We start from the raw sequence: 13,866 nt of genomic DNA, 5'->3' as shown, positions 1-13,866 counted from the left end.
TAATCATGAAGAATATAGCAATGATAATTACGCTGGTAATGGGGCTTACGCTCAATGCACAGGTAAATACAAATGTGACAAAAGAAAGCAAGACCACAACTGTAACTGTTAATAACGGAACAGGTACTCCTAAAAAAGTGGTTAAAACTGAAAATACCAATGCAGTACAGAATATTGAACTCCAGGATGCGGACAGCAAAAAGCTAAACAAAGACATGAAAATGACACCGGTAGAGGTAAATTCTTCGACCACTGTATCCGGCGATGGTATCCCTACGTATTATGAGACTAATGGGAAGCGTTATATTTTTGTACCGGACAGCAATGGCTACAAAGTATCGTCTTCAACTGACGTAAATGATTTCGGTGTAATGCGTAAAACATCGAACGGACAGTACATCTACCATTCGAAAGACAGAACGTCAGTTGGATATGTTGATGCCAACGGTAATTTTGTGGTAGAATCCTATGATGACAAATCAGACGGAGTAACGGTAGAAACCTATACAAGGGTAAGACAGTAATTTATAAGCTTAAATTTGCTATGAATAGAAAATCCTGAAGTACAACTTCAGGATTTTTTGTTATAAATTTATTGTTCATTACTTCGAATTCTTCTGTAAGTAACTATAAAATAACATTTTAATCACGTCGAGCGTGAGGCTGTAAAAGGGTTCGTTCCTGAGTTGATGGGGAAATGGCTAGCAGGTGTCGCACAATTTGATGAGTTGCGCATTTTCCGTTAAAAAGTCAAATCCTTCCACAGCTTTGAATTCGGTGGAGAGATCAGTGAAGTTTTTTTTTCATAGGTCGTTTAACTATGCATTTGCGCCAGCAATTCCAGATGCGTCTTAAATTCGAATAGATCCATGTTATCGACACTTTCCTTTCCGCCTAAGGCAGGTGCCAGTCTGTATCCTGCGCATTTGTTATGTGGAATGTGTTTGAATTTTTCCATGGCGGCGAATTCTATTTTGCCGTTGCAGTCTTCAAGCCAAAAATCTGATGCCGCAAAGTTCAATTCCATACAGACGCCAAATCTCGTAGAAACGATTTTTTTTATGACCTGAATGCACATTCAAAAAAGTAATGTTTTTTCCAAAGTTATATTCTTCCCACAAAAGCAGACAACCTGTTGCAGTTCTGGCAAAAACTTCTGCTTTATCTGAAACGTCTGGAAAACGTCTGGCAATGTCGTTATATTCTTTAGGGTTTAAAAAGGTAAAGAAGCCATTTTTGTAGGAACAAAATCCGTATTCTTTCCAGATGTCGATAATAATATCTTCTTTGTCTTTGTCACTCATAAAAACTCCTTTGTATTCAGCGATAAGTTGTTGGTCAGCGCCTGCATAGTTTTGGGATTCTTCCATGAATTCCATAAAAGATCCGTAAATGATTTCAAATTCTGTTTTATCCATATATTTTTTAAAAGTCTTTATTAACGTTATTTCCTGGATTGTATGCGATCACAAGAATTTCGGTCCGGTTTTTCTGCTTCAGGATTTTTTGTTTTAAATTCTTTGTATATACCATATTACAGATTAAAAAAAGGCTAAGGAATATTTTAACTATATTCATTATGCTATTTGCACTATTTTAAAACCTCTCAGTAATTAATCAAAAACCAATACATTCCAATGGCAAGACCTGAAAGAAGCATTACTATAATCAGGTGAGGGATTGGCATATAATAGTACCAAAACGTATGCAGCTTAGTTTTGTAAGGATCATCCTTTCTTTCCAAAACAGTCACGTTCTCCCCTTTACTATAAAAAGCAAAGTAATTTAACTGCCCTGCTTCAAAATTAATAGTATCGTTATCTTTATAATATTCAACTGTGGGAATGGTAATGGTTTCATAGCCGCCTCCGGTCCTGAATCCCCCATAGCGTCTTTGCGCTTCCCTGAAGCCTGTTATAGTACCCGGATATTTATTATACTCGTTGAGGCCGATCAGTTTATACGAAAAAAAAGAGGCCATAACGACCCCTACAATTATTAAATATGGCTTTGAGCTCTTATTATTCATTGTGAAGAAAAGCCTGCCTGTTAAGCAGCGTCTCTTCGCTCTCAACGTGGTTCTCGTCAGGTATGCAGCAATCTACCGGGCAAACGGCAGCGCATTGCGGCTCGTCGTGGAAGCCTTTGCATTCTGTACATTTATCGGGTACAATATAATAAATATCATCCGATACCGGTGTACGCGGCTCATCTGCATCTATTTCTTCGCCCGAAGGCAGCACTACCCTTCCCTTCAGGGCTGTACCGTCTTTATACCTCCAGTCATCGGCACCTTCATATATTGCCGTATTCGGACACTCGGGTTCGCAGGCCCCGCAGTTTATACATTCGTCTGTTATAATGATCGCCATGGCTAATTTTAGTATTAATAACGTAAATTTGCAGCAAAATTACGTCCAAATCCATTCATACGCAAACATAATGACGTTAACAGAAACAAAAAATGCATTCATTCAACTTGGCAAATTCCTGTCGCAGTTCTCCTTGGATGAAAACAATAAGAAATCGGAAGTACTTCATAATGAAACGTTTTACGACAGCTTCATCACTCTTATAGCGCTTTCCAGATCGCATAACGGCTGGTATATCGAGGAGCAGGTGTACTTCGCAATACAGTCGTGGGCCGAAGCACTTAGGCCTGAAAACCTGGACAAATGGCTCGATAAGTATAACCTTGAAAATAGCGGCGGCAAAACCGTTGGGCTGATTCTTGCCGGGAATATCCCATTGGTCGGTTTTCATGATTTTCTTTCGGTTCTTACTACCGGACACAAGGCATTGGTAAAGACCTCATCGAATGACCAGCACCTTCTTCCGTTTTTGGCGAAATACCTTATTGCTGTTGAACCAAAACTAAGTGACCGCATTGTTTTCACGGAAGGCAGGATGGAGAATTTCGATGCCGTTATCGCCACGGGAAGCAATAATACCGCGCGCTATTTTGAATATTACTTTAAAAATAAGCCTTCTATCATACGGAAGAACCGCAACTCGGTAGCTGTACTGACTGGCAACGAAACTAAAGAAGACCTTATCGCGCTGGGTGAAGACATATTCCGATACTTTGGGTTGGGATGCCGTAATGTATCTAAATTATTTGTGCCAAAGGATTATGATTTCAAGCTTTTTTTTGAAGCGATGTATGAATATAAGGATGTAATTTTTTATGAGAAATATGCCAATAATTACGACTACAACAAAGCGGTTTTCCTGATGAGCAATTTTAAGCTGTTGGATAACGAATTCCTTACCCTAAAAGAAGACAGCAGCTACGCCTCCCCTATTTCCAGCGTTTTCTATGAATATTACGACGATAGTAATGCTGTAATGGCAAGGCTCGAAGCTGAAAATGAACAAATCCAGTGCGTTGTAGGAAATGATTCCATAGCAAACAGCATCCCTTTCGGGCAGACGCAAAAGCCAGCGTTGTGGGATTATGCCGATAATGTGGATACCATTGCATTTTTATCAAAAATATAGCGGAATTATTTCAAATAATTTTCGCGATTTTAAGTTCCTATTTTGGAAATTTGCACCATCAAATTACATCCGTAAATGAAAAAACATAATTTCAGTGCAGGGCCCTCTATCCTGCCACAGGAAGTTTTCGAAAAAGCCGCACAGGCAGTCCTTGAATTCAACAATTCCGGACTCTCGTTATTAGAAATATCGCACCGCAGCAAAGATTTTGTTGCTGTGATGGAAGAAGCCAGGGCGCTTGTACTGGAACTTATGGGACTTACCGGTAAAGGCTACCAGGCGCTTTTCCTTTCGGGTGGCGCGAGCCTTGAGTTTGTAAGGGTTCCTTATAACTTTATGACCAAAAGCGGGAAGGCCGCCTACCTTGATACCGGTACATGGGCAGCCGCAGCGCTGAAAGAAGCCCGCGAGTTTGGCGATACGATCATAGTCGGATCATCTAAAGCCGATAATTATACTTACATACCAAAAGATTATACGATACCTGCTGATGCTGATTATTTCCACTGCACCAGTAATAATACCATATTCGGTACACAAATGCATTCCTTTCCGGAAACGGAAGTGCCAATGATATGCGATATGAGTTCCGATATTTTTTCCCGAAAAGTGGATTTTTCAAAATTCGGATTAATCTATGCAGGAGCACAAAAAAATATGGGCCCGGCGGGTACTACGCTCGTGGTGGTTAAGGAAGAACTGCTTGGCAAGACCGGAAGGCACATACCGTCGATACTGGATTATAAGCAGCACATCGACAAAGAGAGCATGTACAACACGCCTTCCGTATTTGCGGTATATACTTCGTGGCTTACACTGCAATGGCTGAAAAACAATGGTGGCATCGAAGCTATGGAAAAGAAGAATGATGCGAAGGCAGCACTTCTTTACGCCGAAATAGACCGCAACCCATTATTTGTTGGTACGGCAAAAACCGAAGACCGTTCAAAAATGAATGTTACCTTCCTGCTTAAGGACGAAGCCCACACAGAGCAATTCGACAAAATGTGGAAAGCAGCGGGCATCAGCGGACTTGCCGGCCACAGGTCGGTGGGTGGTTACCGTGCCTCCATCTATAATGCCATGCCGATAGAAAGTGTACAGGTACTGGTGGATGTAATGAAAAACTTAGCCCCCTAGCCCCCAAAGGGGAAATATTCGGATGTCCGAAGTCGGATGTCAGATGCACTCATCAGACTCCAAACATCGGACTTCTGACTTCGGACATCCGACAAAAAACAAATCAACGAATAATCGAATAACATGAAGATATTAGCAAACGACGGCATTTCTACAAGCGGCATCAAAGCTCTTGAGGAAGCCGGTTTTGAAGTAATCACTACAAAAGTAGCCCAGGAACAGGTGGCTAATTATATAAACACCAACAATGTTAGCGTGGTGCTCGTACGCAGCGCTACTAAAGTGCGCAAGGACATTATCGATGCCTGCCCGGATTTGAAAATAATCGGGCGCGGCGGTGTGGGAATGGATAATATTGATGTGGACTATGCCCGTGAAAAAGGCATCCATGTTATCAATACTCCTGCCTCATCGTCAGACTCGGTTGCCGAACTGGTGTTTGCACATTTGTTTACAGGCGTACGTTTCCTGTATGATGCTAACCGTAATATGCCACTGGAAGGTGATACCAATTTTGAAGGCCTCAAAAAAGCTTATGCTAATGGTATCGAGCTTCGCGGAAAAACATTGGGTATTATCGGTTTTGGTCGTATCGGGCGTTCGGTAGCCAGGATAGCACTTGGACTGGGAATGCGCGTTATTGCATCCGATAAATTTGTAGGCAACGCCGAAATAAGGGTTGATTTTTACAACGGCCAGTTTATCAATGTAGATATCCCTACCGAGCCGATGGAAGATATTTTAAAGCATGCCGACTTTATTACGCTTCACGTTCCTGCTCAGGAAAACGGCTATGTTATTGGCGCAGCTGAGTTTGAAGCAATGAAAGACGGTGTAGGTATAATCAATGCTTCCCGTGGCGGTATCATTGACGAAGTAGCGCTTATCGATGCACTGGATTCGGGCAAGGTAGCTTTCGCCGGGCTCGACGTGTTCGAGGAAGAACCAAAACCAGCTATACAGGTACTTATGCACCCTAAAATTTCACTGACACCACACATTGGCGCGGCGACACTCGAGGCGCAGGACCGTATTGGTACGGAGCTGGCGGAACAGATAGCGAGTTTATTGAAAACAGATAATTCGTAATTAGACATCGCAAAATAAACCCATAAAAAAAACCTCCAAATATTAATTTGGAGGTTTTTTCGAATTAATTAGCTATATTCTCGTACGTTCCGTTATCGGTCTTAACTATTTTCAAAGCTTTTGAGTAGTTAAGTATAAAGTCAATCGTCTCTTTTTTTGGTAACATTTTCGGAGCTGCTAATTTTTCTTCAGAGTAGATTTTTGCCATATAGATTGTTTATTTCTCTATACAACGCAACGCAGCTGCTTTATATTGCCTAATTGGTCAAAATAATTTTATTTTTTTCTATAACTTTCCTCAGGTTCATTAGTGCATAACGCATCCTTCCAAGGGCAGTATTGATGCTAACTCCTGTCAAATCGGCTATTTCCTTAAAGCTGAGATCCTGGTAGATCCGCATTTGGAGTACCTCTTTCTGGTCATCAGGAAGTTCCTGGATAAGCCTTTGCAGGTCGCTTTCCACCTGCTCGGTAATGATCATGTTCTCAATGTTCGGGCTGTTGTCCGTCATTATCGAGAAGATAGAAAATTCCTCAGTTTCGCGGTGCATCGGCATTTTTTTATTCCTGCGGAAATGATCCACAATAAGGTTGTGCGAAATACGCATTACCCATGGCAGGAACTTACCTTCTTCGTTGTAGGAGTTCGACTTCAGCGTTTTTATCACCTTGATAAAAGTATCCTGAAAGATATCGTCAGCAATATCCCTGTCGGTCACTTTAGAATAGATAAAACCGTAAATTTTCGATTGGTGTCTTTTAATTAGTATAGCCAGAGCATTTTCATCTCCACCTACATAATTACTAACAAGGACAGCGTCTGGAATTGCAACATTAGCCATAGCACTTACTTTTTAGCGTTTTTGATTGATTTTGGTAATCCTGAACTTTCGTTCCTAAAAAGTAATTTTTCGGGTAATAGGCTATATTGTTTTGTGATTAATTATTAGCCAAATATAATATAATTAAATCATAAAAAACAACAGATGGTTGAAATTTTAACATTTAAAATACAATAATTACAGTATTCATTGAGAAAAGCAACACATAATAAGGCTTTTACCTTCGAATTTTACATCATTGTAAATATACTCCTCATAAATCATACAATTTTCTTCCTGCGCTGTAGCCTGTAAATCGTCTTGATAATGCGCTCATTAACAGTTTCGGGCCGTTTTGCAGAGTAGATCCAGTTGATGCACATGCGCTGCTCCCACTTTTTATGTTTTGTAAAAACAGCGTAAAGTCCCGGATAGTCATCCAAACGCTGCCTGAATACTTCAGGGATTTCGAATACGGAATCGTCGCGATACAGGATAATATGCACATGGTCGCCTTCCTCCTTGCCTATCTTTTTACGTATCTCTGCTTTCACAGGCAGGAAGAGCCCGCCGCCGCCCATGGGCATCAGGTTATAATCTTCTATGCTGTAGCCGTCAATAGTACCTTTTACTTTAACCCATCCAAAAGGCATGTCATTATCTTTCGGTATTTCGTCGAGCCTTGCATATGTCCACCCGCCCTTTCCCGGAAAGCGCTCAAGGAGGTATTGCTTATCGGTTAGTGGTTTTTCCATTATAAGAATTCATAAATGATCTTATCCTCTATGGGAATTATACTTATCTTCCTGCCCATTATCAAGGCCCTGTTATCTTCAATATGTCCTGATGGAAACCCGAAGTACACCGGGCAGTCAAAATGCTCCAGCGTAATATCCCTGTCGTTTTTCCCGAAGGGTATTGTAGAGTCCTTTATATCGACCATACCTCCCACGATAACTGCTTTAATATCAGACAGATTTCCTGCCCTTTTCAGGGAAATGAGCATACGGTCGTAATGGTACAGGTATTCGTCGATGTCCTCTATAAATAGTATTTTTCCCAATGTATCAATATCAGATACTGAACCGGTAACCGCATATAGCATTGATAAATTGCCACCTGTAAGAATTCCATCAGTTGCCTCCCCTGCCCTGTTTTCGGGTTCTGCAGGGATTTCGTAATGCAGGCTTTCGCCAAAGAGTGCCCTGCGAATGGTATCGGTCGATTCAAAAGTGCTTTTCGGATACCCCTGGAGCATTACGCCATGCAACGTTTCAATCCCAAAATTATGCACATGGCAATGCAACAGCGTGATGTCACTATAGCCAACGATCCACTTCGGGTTTTCCCTGAATTTCGTCCAGTCGATAGCATCGATGATCCTTAGCGTACCATAACCGCCTTTGGTAAAGAAAATAGCTTTGATAGTTTCATCATCAAGCATTTGCTGCAGGTCGGCCAGCCGTTCGGTATCGGTCCCGGCAAGAAAGCCGTACGCATTAAAAGCATTCTTACCTGTTACCGTTTCAAGCCCCCAACTTTTCAGCGTGGCAATGCCCTGCGCTATTTCGTGAGGCTCAGTCCGCTTTGCGGTACTAACAATGCCGACTTTATCTCCGGGTTTTAAAAAGGATGGTGTTATCATGGAAAGGAAACCGATTCTGATTATACAGATTTTAAATTCAAATATAATCATTATTCTTATTTGTGTTAACACGGCATTTTTTTAGGATATTCTTCATTTTTAATAATAGTTTCTATCGGCAGGTAGGGAATTTAACAATATATCTGTTTGTATAGCATGTACACTCAATAATGTTCTAACAAGCAATTAATAAAAGACATGAAAGAAAAATTACTTTTACTCGCCTTTGTGCTTTTGAGCACAATTCAAGGTTTTTCGCAGGCAACGGCCTATCCGGTTTCGGATATCTCGCAATGCGGAAACGAGGTTTTCGACCTTACTGTAGCCGAACCGCAGGCGCTTGGCAACCAGAATCCGGCAAATTATTCGGTCAACTATTACCAGACCCTTCAGGATGCCCAGAATAATGCCAATCCATTGGCTAATCCTACATCATATGTCCCGTACTGGGGAAATCCCGAAACAATATATATAAGGGTCACTAATCTTAGCACCGGCGAATTCGATACTACATCTTTCGAAGTATCTGTGGGCTCGGCGTGGGTATATGATTATGATAACCAATATGTGTGCAGTTCGTTCACATTGCCGGCGATTGAGTATGGCGCCTACTATACCGGCCCAATGGGCACAGGTACAATGTTACCCGCAGGTACGTTAATCACAACTTCCTCCACAATTTACATTTTCGCCCAGGACGCAGACTGTACTGCTCAGGAAGACTTTTTAGTGGTTGTTGGTGCAGGGATACCACTTGGCCAGCCTTCGCCTATAGAAGCCTGTGATGCTGATGGAGACGGTATAGTTAGCGTAGACCTTAACAGCCGTGTCGGAATGATTACGGGCGGCGCATTTGATGCTATTATTACCTATCACCTGACACAAATGGATGCCGAAACTGGTACAAATGAAATAGCCAATCCTTACGCATATTCGGTATCTGTCGCTGAACCTGCATATGTATATGTTCGCGTAGAAACTGAAGAAGGCTGCTTTAGCGTGGTTCTGTTGGCAATAATAGAGGGAGACTGTACCAACAATACTATTAGCGGCAATGTTGTATTTAACCTTGAAGGCAGCGGATGCGAAGGCAACAGTGTTGTAGCGGTGAATGTCCCGGTATATTATGTGCACAACAATGATTTAATTACAACCTTTACGGATGCCAACGGTGCCTATTCGTTTACCAATGTACCGAACGGCTATAGCAATGTGTACGTGCAAACAGATAACGGATTGGTATCATATCCTGCAAACTACAGCCTGCTTGAGCCGGAAAATTCTATGCCTGCTAATTTTTGCATCTCGATGCCAGAACCTGTAAACGATGTTGCTGTTTACTTAGTGCCGGTTACCACGATACGTCCAGGCTTCCCGGCGTGGTACTGGATCGGTTACTACAATAATGGCAATACCCCCGCAAGCGGCACGATCACGCTTCAGTTCGATGCTACTAAAATGAATCTGGTGAGTACCACACCGGCAATGGTGCAGTCGGGCAACACGCTAACTTTCAACTACACCAACCTTCAGCCGTTTTCAGGAGACTGGATCGACCTTGACTTTATGGTTTTGGAGCCGCCTATGGTGGAGCTTGACGATATACTCACAACATCAGTTTCCATAACGCCTCTTGCAGGAGATGCCGATCCATTGAATAATGCATTTACCGTAGACCAAATCGCGACTAACTCATGGGACCCTAACGATATCATGGTTCGCGAAGGCGAATCTATCACGGAAGAACAAGCTGACCACGACCTTCATTACACGATCCGCTTCCAAAACATTGGTAATGCCGATGCGATAAAAGTAAGGATCGAGACCGACCTTGATGCTAAACTTGACCCGTCAACTTTCGTACCGATCGGCTCCAGCCATCCGTATACGGTTACCCGCGAGAACGAACACCTGGTATTTAAATTTGAAAATATCAACCTTGCCGGCAGCCAGGTAAACGAAGCAGAAAGCCATGGTTTTATATCCTACAGGATCAGGCCGGTATCAAATATTGCGGTAGGACAAACTATCTCCGCAGATGCAAATATTTACTTCGACTTCAATCCGTTGGTTGCGACCAATACCGTAAATACAACGGTACAAACACTTGGAAACAATGAATTTGCACAGGACACCTTTATTGTTTACCCTAACCCTGCATCGGGCAAAGTGACATTACAAACATCTACTATTTCAGGAAGCGCGTCTGTAGTCGTGGCTGATGTTTTGGGCAAAACAGTATTGACGCACACAATGGATGCCACCGAGTCTAACCTTGACATCTCTTCATTGAGAAGCGGCCTGTACCTGATCACGCTTTCTGCGGAAGGAAGATCAGTTACTAAAAAACTGGTCGTTAAATAAACCTAACCCTTTTAAATAATGAAGCCCCTGCCGTTATGGTAGGGGCTTCTTGCTTCTATTGAAATTGGCCTGGTACACTAATACAATTTCTACAATCCAGTAAATTTTATCAGCGAATAAGTTAGATTTAAACTGTTAATTCAGCTTTAAGAGACGTCGTCCTGATGTTTCTTTCAATTTAATGGCAAAGGCTTCAAGTTTTCCATCAAAGATCTCAATATTGTTTTTAGCAAGGTCATCCCTTATATATTTTGGTAATGACCATTTCAAATTAGCAGCTTTACAATAATAGAACAACTGAAACTTATCGCCTTCAACCAAGTGCCTGTATGATAAATTACCCGATTCTGTCCTTTTATCCCTTTCCCATAGCAATGGCAGGTAGACTATTGCTTTAAATGTTCTTGTTTCACCCGGATTTATAATAACAGCGTTATGAATAAAGTTATTAAAGTCATTCACTCCAGAAGCGATTCCAAGGCTGCCATATAAATCCCTTCTTTTTTCCAATTCGTGCAACTGGCAGTCAAATAGATCGCCGGTTTTTACAGATGTTACCATTGTTGCATCGGGCATTTTTATTTTTCGGTCCTTATCTTTAATGGTGAATCCTATATATCCGTAATGCTGCGTGTCTGGCGAAATCCCTATAGACGGCTCCGGATTCAACTGGTCGAAAACAAAAAGGAGTTTTTTTTCTGTTGTATTGGTTAATCTATACGTAATGATATTTTGAGCCTTTTTTCTTTCGCTCTCGTCTTTGTATTGTAGCCAATAATTGTCTGCAAGGCTGTCAAGGAAAAATACTTCCGTATTGTCGATCTCGAGTGTCACCTCGCCTTTATTACAGGCTACGAGCAACAACAGGCAAAGCGCTATAAAACATCCGTTGTGGATATGACTTGCGAGTTCTTTTAAACTAGGAACAGATATAATGATAGTTCGTTTCACAGGATAAATATATGGAATTAGTTGACACACCCCCTACCCCTCTCAAGAGGGAAGAGCTACACTCATGCCGAAAGAACAAATGACTTTGGGTTTGAGTAAGCACGTCTGAGTGTTCCCCTCTTGAGAGGGGTTAGGGGTGTGTTTTTTCATACAAATCAAATATCTGCCTCAAATGATGTTCCATGTGCTTTACATAATCTTCAATAAGCCAGGCCAGCGTTATATTGCTTTCACCGCCGGTATTGCACTCACGCTGCATATCCGCTTACGGGATGCGCTTTACCACTTCGATAAGGTGCTGGTTATACATCTGCCAAAAAGAAATTACATGCCTGCCCTCCATATCGTTATAGCGGCTGGCGACATTCCAGTTATCCTGTTGGTACATGATAGTTGGCACATCCTCAAACTGCGCCCTTATAAACCGGTGGTGGTTATTGGTGGCACTGTCGATCAGGTGGCCGATGATCTCTTTTTTGCTCCACTTTTGGGGAGCAGGCTTACTGCTGAATTCCTCTTCCGGAATAGCGAGGAGCTTTCCGGGGATGGTTGTGATGAGGTGTTGGAGGCGGGTGAGTGGCATAATTATTTTTTAAATGATAAATTTATGATAAAACCCTTAAATTACTTATATTTACAGAAAATAATTATTTATAATAAGAATCATGGAAGAAATTAACAGAGGCGATGTCGTAGAATTAAAAAGTGGTGGGCCAAAAATGACTGTAGTTTACAAAATGACTTCCGGTTGGAAATGTGCATGGTTTATCAATGGTGAGATCAGGTCAGCTGATTTTAGCACAGAATCTTTAAAGAAAGTATAAACAATTTAAAAATATCAATATTCTACTTTATAGGTAGCTTAAATAAATTATGCGAGATAGATTTTGGGCGACATTTATCAATTATAAATACAAAGGTTTTGTCATTGAGTTGTTATATTGCAAATATCAACGTTGGGAAAGAAATATAAATGTTTTTCTAGCTATTGCATCATCATCGAGTATTGCAGCTTGGGCTTTATGGAAAGAGCTTGACTGGCTTTGGGCAGGTATTATAGCATCATCACAATTAATAAATGCAATTAAACCATTCTTTCCTTATAATAAATATGTAAAAGAACTTGGCTCCAAATTTTTAAAAATGGAAAATCTCACTATTGAGTGCGAAAAATTATGGGACAAAATTCAAAATGATACTATTACAGAAGAGGAAACTTCTAAAAAATACTATGAATTTAAGAAAGAGTCGTCTGATATTTTACGCTTTAGCGATGATATAATATTTGATGTTAGTAAACAATCAGACATTGAAAATAAAGCAACTGAATTAAACAAAAACTTTTTTAGAACTCATTATAATGTTGAACTTAAATAATTATTAGTATTATGTCAGACACAAACAAAACACCTAAACCTGGTGACAATGGACAAAGTAGTGGCAATTTAAATGAAGGCACAAGAGGACAAAGTGAAGGATTAAACAAAGGACATATTCCTGACTTTAAACTAACCTCTCCACCTCCACCAAAGCCGAATAATCCTGAAAATAAAAAATAAATTTATTAAGCCACTTTATAGTGGTTTTTTTATTTATCCATCTGTCTCGTCCTGAAATAGCGATACAAAAAAACTTCATTATGTCAGAAGAAAGAAATTATGTAAAGCGAACCCAGCGAGATTACAGCCTGTCTCTTAAATTACAAATCGTTCAGGAGATTGAGCGCGGAGAATTATCCACTCATGGTGCCTGTAAAAAATATGGTATACAAGCCAGGTCAACAATTGTAAGTTGGCTCAGAAAATTTGGTAACTTTGATTGGGAAACCCAAACCCCATTGCAGATGCCTAAAACCCCGGAACAGCAGATAATGGAACTTCAGGCTAAGGTAAAGCTTCTTGAAAAACAGAAAGCTTTGTTAGAGCAGCAGGTTAATTTTACCGACAAGAAAGCAATTATCTTTGATATGCTTATCGATATTGCTGAAAAAGAATATAATATCGATATCAGAAAAAACTCATCACCCGAACAATTAGCCAATTTAGAGAACAAGAGAAACAAACGCTAAGTTTTACCTGTAGTTTGTTCGGGATGGATCGGCAGGTTTATTATCGAAGGATAAAAAGAAGAAGTTTAAGGCGTTCCCTATCGGAACAGGTCGTTATCCTGGTGAATAGTATCCGGATGACAATGCCCCGTATTGGCGGTAAGAAGCTGTATTATCTATTGGGTAAGGAACTTAAAGCTTTACGAATAGGCAGGGATAAGTTCTTTGCCATTTTAAAGACAAATCATTTGTTAATAAAGCCAAAGCGCAGTTATCATATTACCACTAACTCTCATCATCATTTTAAA

19 protein-coding genes are annotated in these 13,866 nt (G+C 40.8%); 9 read left to right on the top strand and 10 right to left on the bottom strand.

Annotated features, from left to right (window positions below):
* Positions 1-5 precede the first annotated feature (5 nt).
* Positions 6-524 carry a hypothetical protein gene (locus AAEO56_RS08175; protein ID WP_341696551.1) on the top strand — a complete coding sequence of 173 codons (519 nt, stop codon included), beginning with the start codon at positions 6-8 and terminating at the stop codon, positions 522-524.
* A 290-nt stretch (positions 525-814) separates the two neighbouring features.
* Here the strand turns inward: AAEO56_RS08175 and AAEO56_RS19295 are convergent, their stop codons facing one another.
* The 4 genes from AAEO56_RS19295 to AAEO56_RS08160 all read right to left on the bottom strand — a co-directional run bounded on the left by AAEO56_RS19295 (position 815) and on the right by AAEO56_RS08160 (position 2,372).
* The gene (locus AAEO56_RS19295; protein WP_407934959.1) at positions 815-958 is read right to left on the bottom strand and encodes a T6SS immunity protein Tdi1 domain-containing protein; all 144 of its coding nucleotides are present in this window, start codon (positions 956-958) and stop codon (positions 815-817) included.
* 31 nt (positions 959-989) lie between these two features.
* Positions 990-1,418 (bottom strand): GAD-like domain-containing protein, encoded by a 429-nt coding sequence (locus AAEO56_RS08170; RefSeq protein WP_341696550.1) that lies wholly within the window; start codon positions 1,416-1,418, stop codon positions 990-992.
* 188 nt (positions 1,419-1,606) lie between these two features.
* The gene (locus AAEO56_RS08165) at positions 1,607-1,981 is read right to left on the bottom strand and encodes a DUF3592 domain-containing protein (protein ID WP_341696549.1); all 375 of its coding nucleotides are present in this window, start codon (positions 1,979-1,981) and stop codon (positions 1,607-1,609) included.
* A gap of 40 nt (positions 1,982-2,021) precedes the next feature.
* Positions 2,022-2,372 (bottom strand): 4Fe-4S dicluster domain-containing protein, encoded by a 351-nt coding sequence (locus AAEO56_RS08160; RefSeq protein WP_341696548.1) that lies wholly within the window; start codon positions 2,370-2,372, stop codon positions 2,022-2,024.
* A 70-nt stretch (positions 2,373-2,442) separates the two neighbouring features.
* On the opposite strand from AAEO56_RS08160, the gene AAEO56_RS08155 reads away from it, so the two are divergent.
* The 3 genes from AAEO56_RS08155 to AAEO56_RS08145 all read left to right on the top strand — a co-directional run bounded on the left by AAEO56_RS08155 (position 2,443) and on the right by AAEO56_RS08145 (position 5,730).
* A complete protein-coding gene (locus AAEO56_RS08155; protein WP_341696547.1) occupies positions 2,443-3,501 on the top strand; it encodes an acyl-CoA reductase in 1,059 nt (352 codons plus the stop codon).
* 75 nt (positions 3,502-3,576) lie between these two features.
* Positions 3,577-4,641: a 3-phosphoserine/phosphohydroxythreonine transaminase gene (gene serC / locus AAEO56_RS08150; protein WP_341696546.1), complete on the top strand. Its 1,065-nt coding sequence runs from the start codon at positions 3,577-3,579 to the stop codon at positions 4,639-4,641.
* A 123-nt stretch (positions 4,642-4,764) separates the two neighbouring features.
* Positions 4,765-5,730, top strand: a complete 966-nt coding sequence (locus tag AAEO56_RS08145; RefSeq protein WP_341696545.1) for a D-2-hydroxyacid dehydrogenase — start codon at positions 4,765-4,767, stop codon at positions 5,728-5,730.
* A gap of 64 nt (positions 5,731-5,794) precedes the next feature.
* Here the strand turns inward: AAEO56_RS08145 and AAEO56_RS08140 are convergent, their stop codons facing one another.
* The 4 genes from AAEO56_RS08140 to AAEO56_RS08125 all read right to left on the bottom strand — a co-directional run bounded on the left by AAEO56_RS08140 (position 5,795) and on the right by AAEO56_RS08125 (position 8,196).
* Positions 5,795-5,938: a hypothetical protein gene (locus AAEO56_RS08140; protein WP_341696544.1), complete on the bottom strand. Its 144-nt coding sequence runs from the start codon at positions 5,936-5,938 to the stop codon at positions 5,795-5,797.
* Positions 5,939-5,987: 49 nt separating this feature from the next.
* Entirely contained in the window at positions 5,988-6,572 is a 585-nt protein-coding gene (locus AAEO56_RS08135) for an RNA polymerase sigma factor (protein ID WP_341696543.1), read from the bottom strand.
* A gap of 260 nt (positions 6,573-6,832) precedes the next feature.
* Positions 6,833-7,306, bottom strand: a complete 474-nt coding sequence (locus AAEO56_RS08130) for a YdeI/OmpD-associated family protein (protein WP_341696542.1) — start codon at positions 7,304-7,306, stop codon at positions 6,833-6,835.
* Complete coding sequence (locus AAEO56_RS08125) at positions 7,306-8,196, bottom strand: S66 peptidase family protein (protein ID WP_341696541.1); 891 nt, start codon at positions 8,194-8,196, stop codon at positions 7,306-7,308. Before AAEO56_RS08125 ends, AAEO56_RS08130 begins: the two co-directional genes overlap by 1 nt.
* A 198-nt stretch (positions 8,197-8,394) precedes the next feature.
* Here AAEO56_RS08125 and AAEO56_RS08120 point away from each other — a divergent pair, with 198 nt between their 5' ends.
* A complete protein-coding gene (locus tag AAEO56_RS08120) occupies positions 8,395-10,560 on the top strand; it encodes a DUF7619 domain-containing protein (protein WP_341696540.1) in 2,166 nt (721 codons plus the stop codon).
* 135 nt (positions 10,561-10,695) lie between these two features.
* Here the strand turns inward: AAEO56_RS08120 and AAEO56_RS08115 are convergent, their stop codons facing one another.
* Both AAEO56_RS08115 and AAEO56_RS08110 read right to left on the bottom strand, forming a co-directional pair.
* Positions 10,696-11,511, bottom strand: a complete 816-nt coding sequence (locus AAEO56_RS08115) for a hypothetical protein (RefSeq protein ID WP_341696539.1) — start codon at positions 11,509-11,511, stop codon at positions 10,696-10,698.
* A gap of 265 nt (positions 11,512-11,776) precedes the next feature.
* Positions 11,777-12,094 (bottom strand): hypothetical protein, encoded by a 318-nt coding sequence (locus AAEO56_RS08110; protein ID WP_341696538.1) that lies wholly within the window; start codon positions 12,092-12,094, stop codon positions 11,777-11,779.
* Between the two features lie 82 nt (positions 12,095-12,176).
* Here AAEO56_RS08110 and AAEO56_RS08105 point away from each other — a divergent pair, with 82 nt between their 5' ends.
* The 4 genes from AAEO56_RS08105 to AAEO56_RS08090 all read left to right on the top strand — a co-directional run bounded on the left by AAEO56_RS08105 (position 12,177) and on the right by AAEO56_RS08090 (position 13,579).
* On the top strand, positions 12,177-12,335 hold the full coding sequence (locus AAEO56_RS08105) for a YodC family protein (protein ID WP_341696537.1): 159 nt from the start codon (positions 12,177-12,179) through the stop codon (positions 12,333-12,335).
* A gap of 49 nt (positions 12,336-12,384) precedes the next feature.
* On the top strand, positions 12,385-12,888 hold the full coding sequence (locus tag AAEO56_RS08100) for a hypothetical protein (RefSeq protein ID WP_341696536.1): 504 nt from the start codon (positions 12,385-12,387) through the stop codon (positions 12,886-12,888).
* 11 nt (positions 12,889-12,899) lie between these two features.
* Positions 12,900-13,070 carry a hypothetical protein gene (locus AAEO56_RS08095; protein WP_341696535.1) on the top strand — a complete coding sequence of 57 codons (171 nt, stop codon included), beginning with the start codon at positions 12,900-12,902 and terminating at the stop codon, positions 13,068-13,070.
* Between the two features lie 80 nt (positions 13,071-13,150).
* Positions 13,151-13,579 (top strand): transposase, encoded by a 429-nt coding sequence (locus tag AAEO56_RS08090; RefSeq protein WP_341696534.1) that lies wholly within the window; start codon positions 13,151-13,153, stop codon positions 13,577-13,579.
* Positions 13,580-13,866 lie beyond the last annotated feature (287 nt).

The organism is Flavobacterium arundinis (assembly GCF_038289855.1).
Taxonomy (GTDB): Bacteria; Bacteroidota; Bacteroidia; order Flavobacteriales; family Flavobacteriaceae; genus Flavobacterium; species Flavobacterium arundinis.
The sequence above is the reverse complement of the archived record's forward strand: the minus strand, read 5'-3'. Positions and strand labels throughout refer to the sequence as shown.

Coding starts and splice junctions, on each gene's coding strand:
- serC (WP_341696546.1), top strand. CDS start 3,577: ATGAAAAAACATAATTTCAGTGCAGGGCCCTCTATCCTGCCACAGGAA.
- AAEO56_RS08135 (WP_341696543.1), bottom strand. CDS start 6,572: ATGGCTAATGTTGCAATTCCAGACGCTGTCCTTGTTAGTAATTATGTA.
- AAEO56_RS08090 (WP_341696534.1), top strand. CDS start 13,151: ATGTCAGAAGAAAGAAATTATGTAAAGCGAACCCAGCGAGATTACAGC.
- AAEO56_RS08105 (WP_341696537.1), top strand. CDS start 12,177: ATGGAAGAAATTAACAGAGGCGATGTCGTAGAATTAAAAAGTGGTGGG.
- AAEO56_RS08100 (WP_341696536.1), top strand. CDS start 12,385: ATGCGAGATAGATTTTGGGCGACATTTATCAATTATAAATACAAAGGT.
- AAEO56_RS08165 (WP_341696549.1), bottom strand. CDS start 1,981: ATGGCCTCTTTTTTTTCGTATAAACTGATCGGCCTCAACGAGTATAAT.
- AAEO56_RS19295 (WP_407934959.1), bottom strand. CDS start 958: ATGGAAAAATTCAAACACATTCCACATAACAAATGCGCAGGATACAGA.
- AAEO56_RS08145 (WP_341696545.1), top strand. CDS start 4,765: ATGAAGATATTAGCAAACGACGGCATTTCTACAAGCGGCATCAAAGCT.
- AAEO56_RS08120 (WP_341696540.1), top strand. CDS start 8,395: ATGAAAGAAAAATTACTTTTACTCGCCTTTGTGCTTTTGAGCACAATT.
- AAEO56_RS08125 (WP_341696541.1), bottom strand. CDS start 8,196: ATGATAACACCATCCTTTTTAAAACCCGGAGATAAAGTCGGCATTGTT.
- AAEO56_RS08155 (WP_341696547.1), top strand. CDS start 2,443: ATGACGTTAACAGAAACAAAAAATGCATTCATTCAACTTGGCAAATTC.
- AAEO56_RS08140 (WP_341696544.1), bottom strand. CDS start 5,938: ATGGCAAAAATCTACTCTGAAGAAAAATTAGCAGCTCCGAAAATGTTA.
- AAEO56_RS08110 (WP_341696538.1), bottom strand. CDS start 12,094: ATGCCACTCACCCGCCTCCAACACCTCATCACAACCATCCCCGGAAAG.
- AAEO56_RS08175 (WP_341696551.1), top strand. CDS start 6: ATGAAGAATATAGCAATGATAATTACGCTGGTAATGGGGCTTACGCTC.
- AAEO56_RS08130 (WP_341696542.1), bottom strand. CDS start 7,306: ATGGAAAAACCACTAACCGATAAGCAATACCTCCTTGAGCGCTTTCCG.
- AAEO56_RS08160 (WP_341696548.1), bottom strand. CDS start 2,372: ATGGCGATCATTATAACAGACGAATGTATAAACTGCGGGGCCTGCGAA.
- AAEO56_RS08170 (WP_341696550.1), bottom strand. CDS start 1,418: ATGGATAAAACAGAATTTGAAATCATTTACGGATCTTTTATGGAATTC.
- AAEO56_RS08095 (WP_341696535.1), top strand. CDS start 12,900: ATGTCAGACACAAACAAAACACCTAAACCTGGTGACAATGGACAAAGT.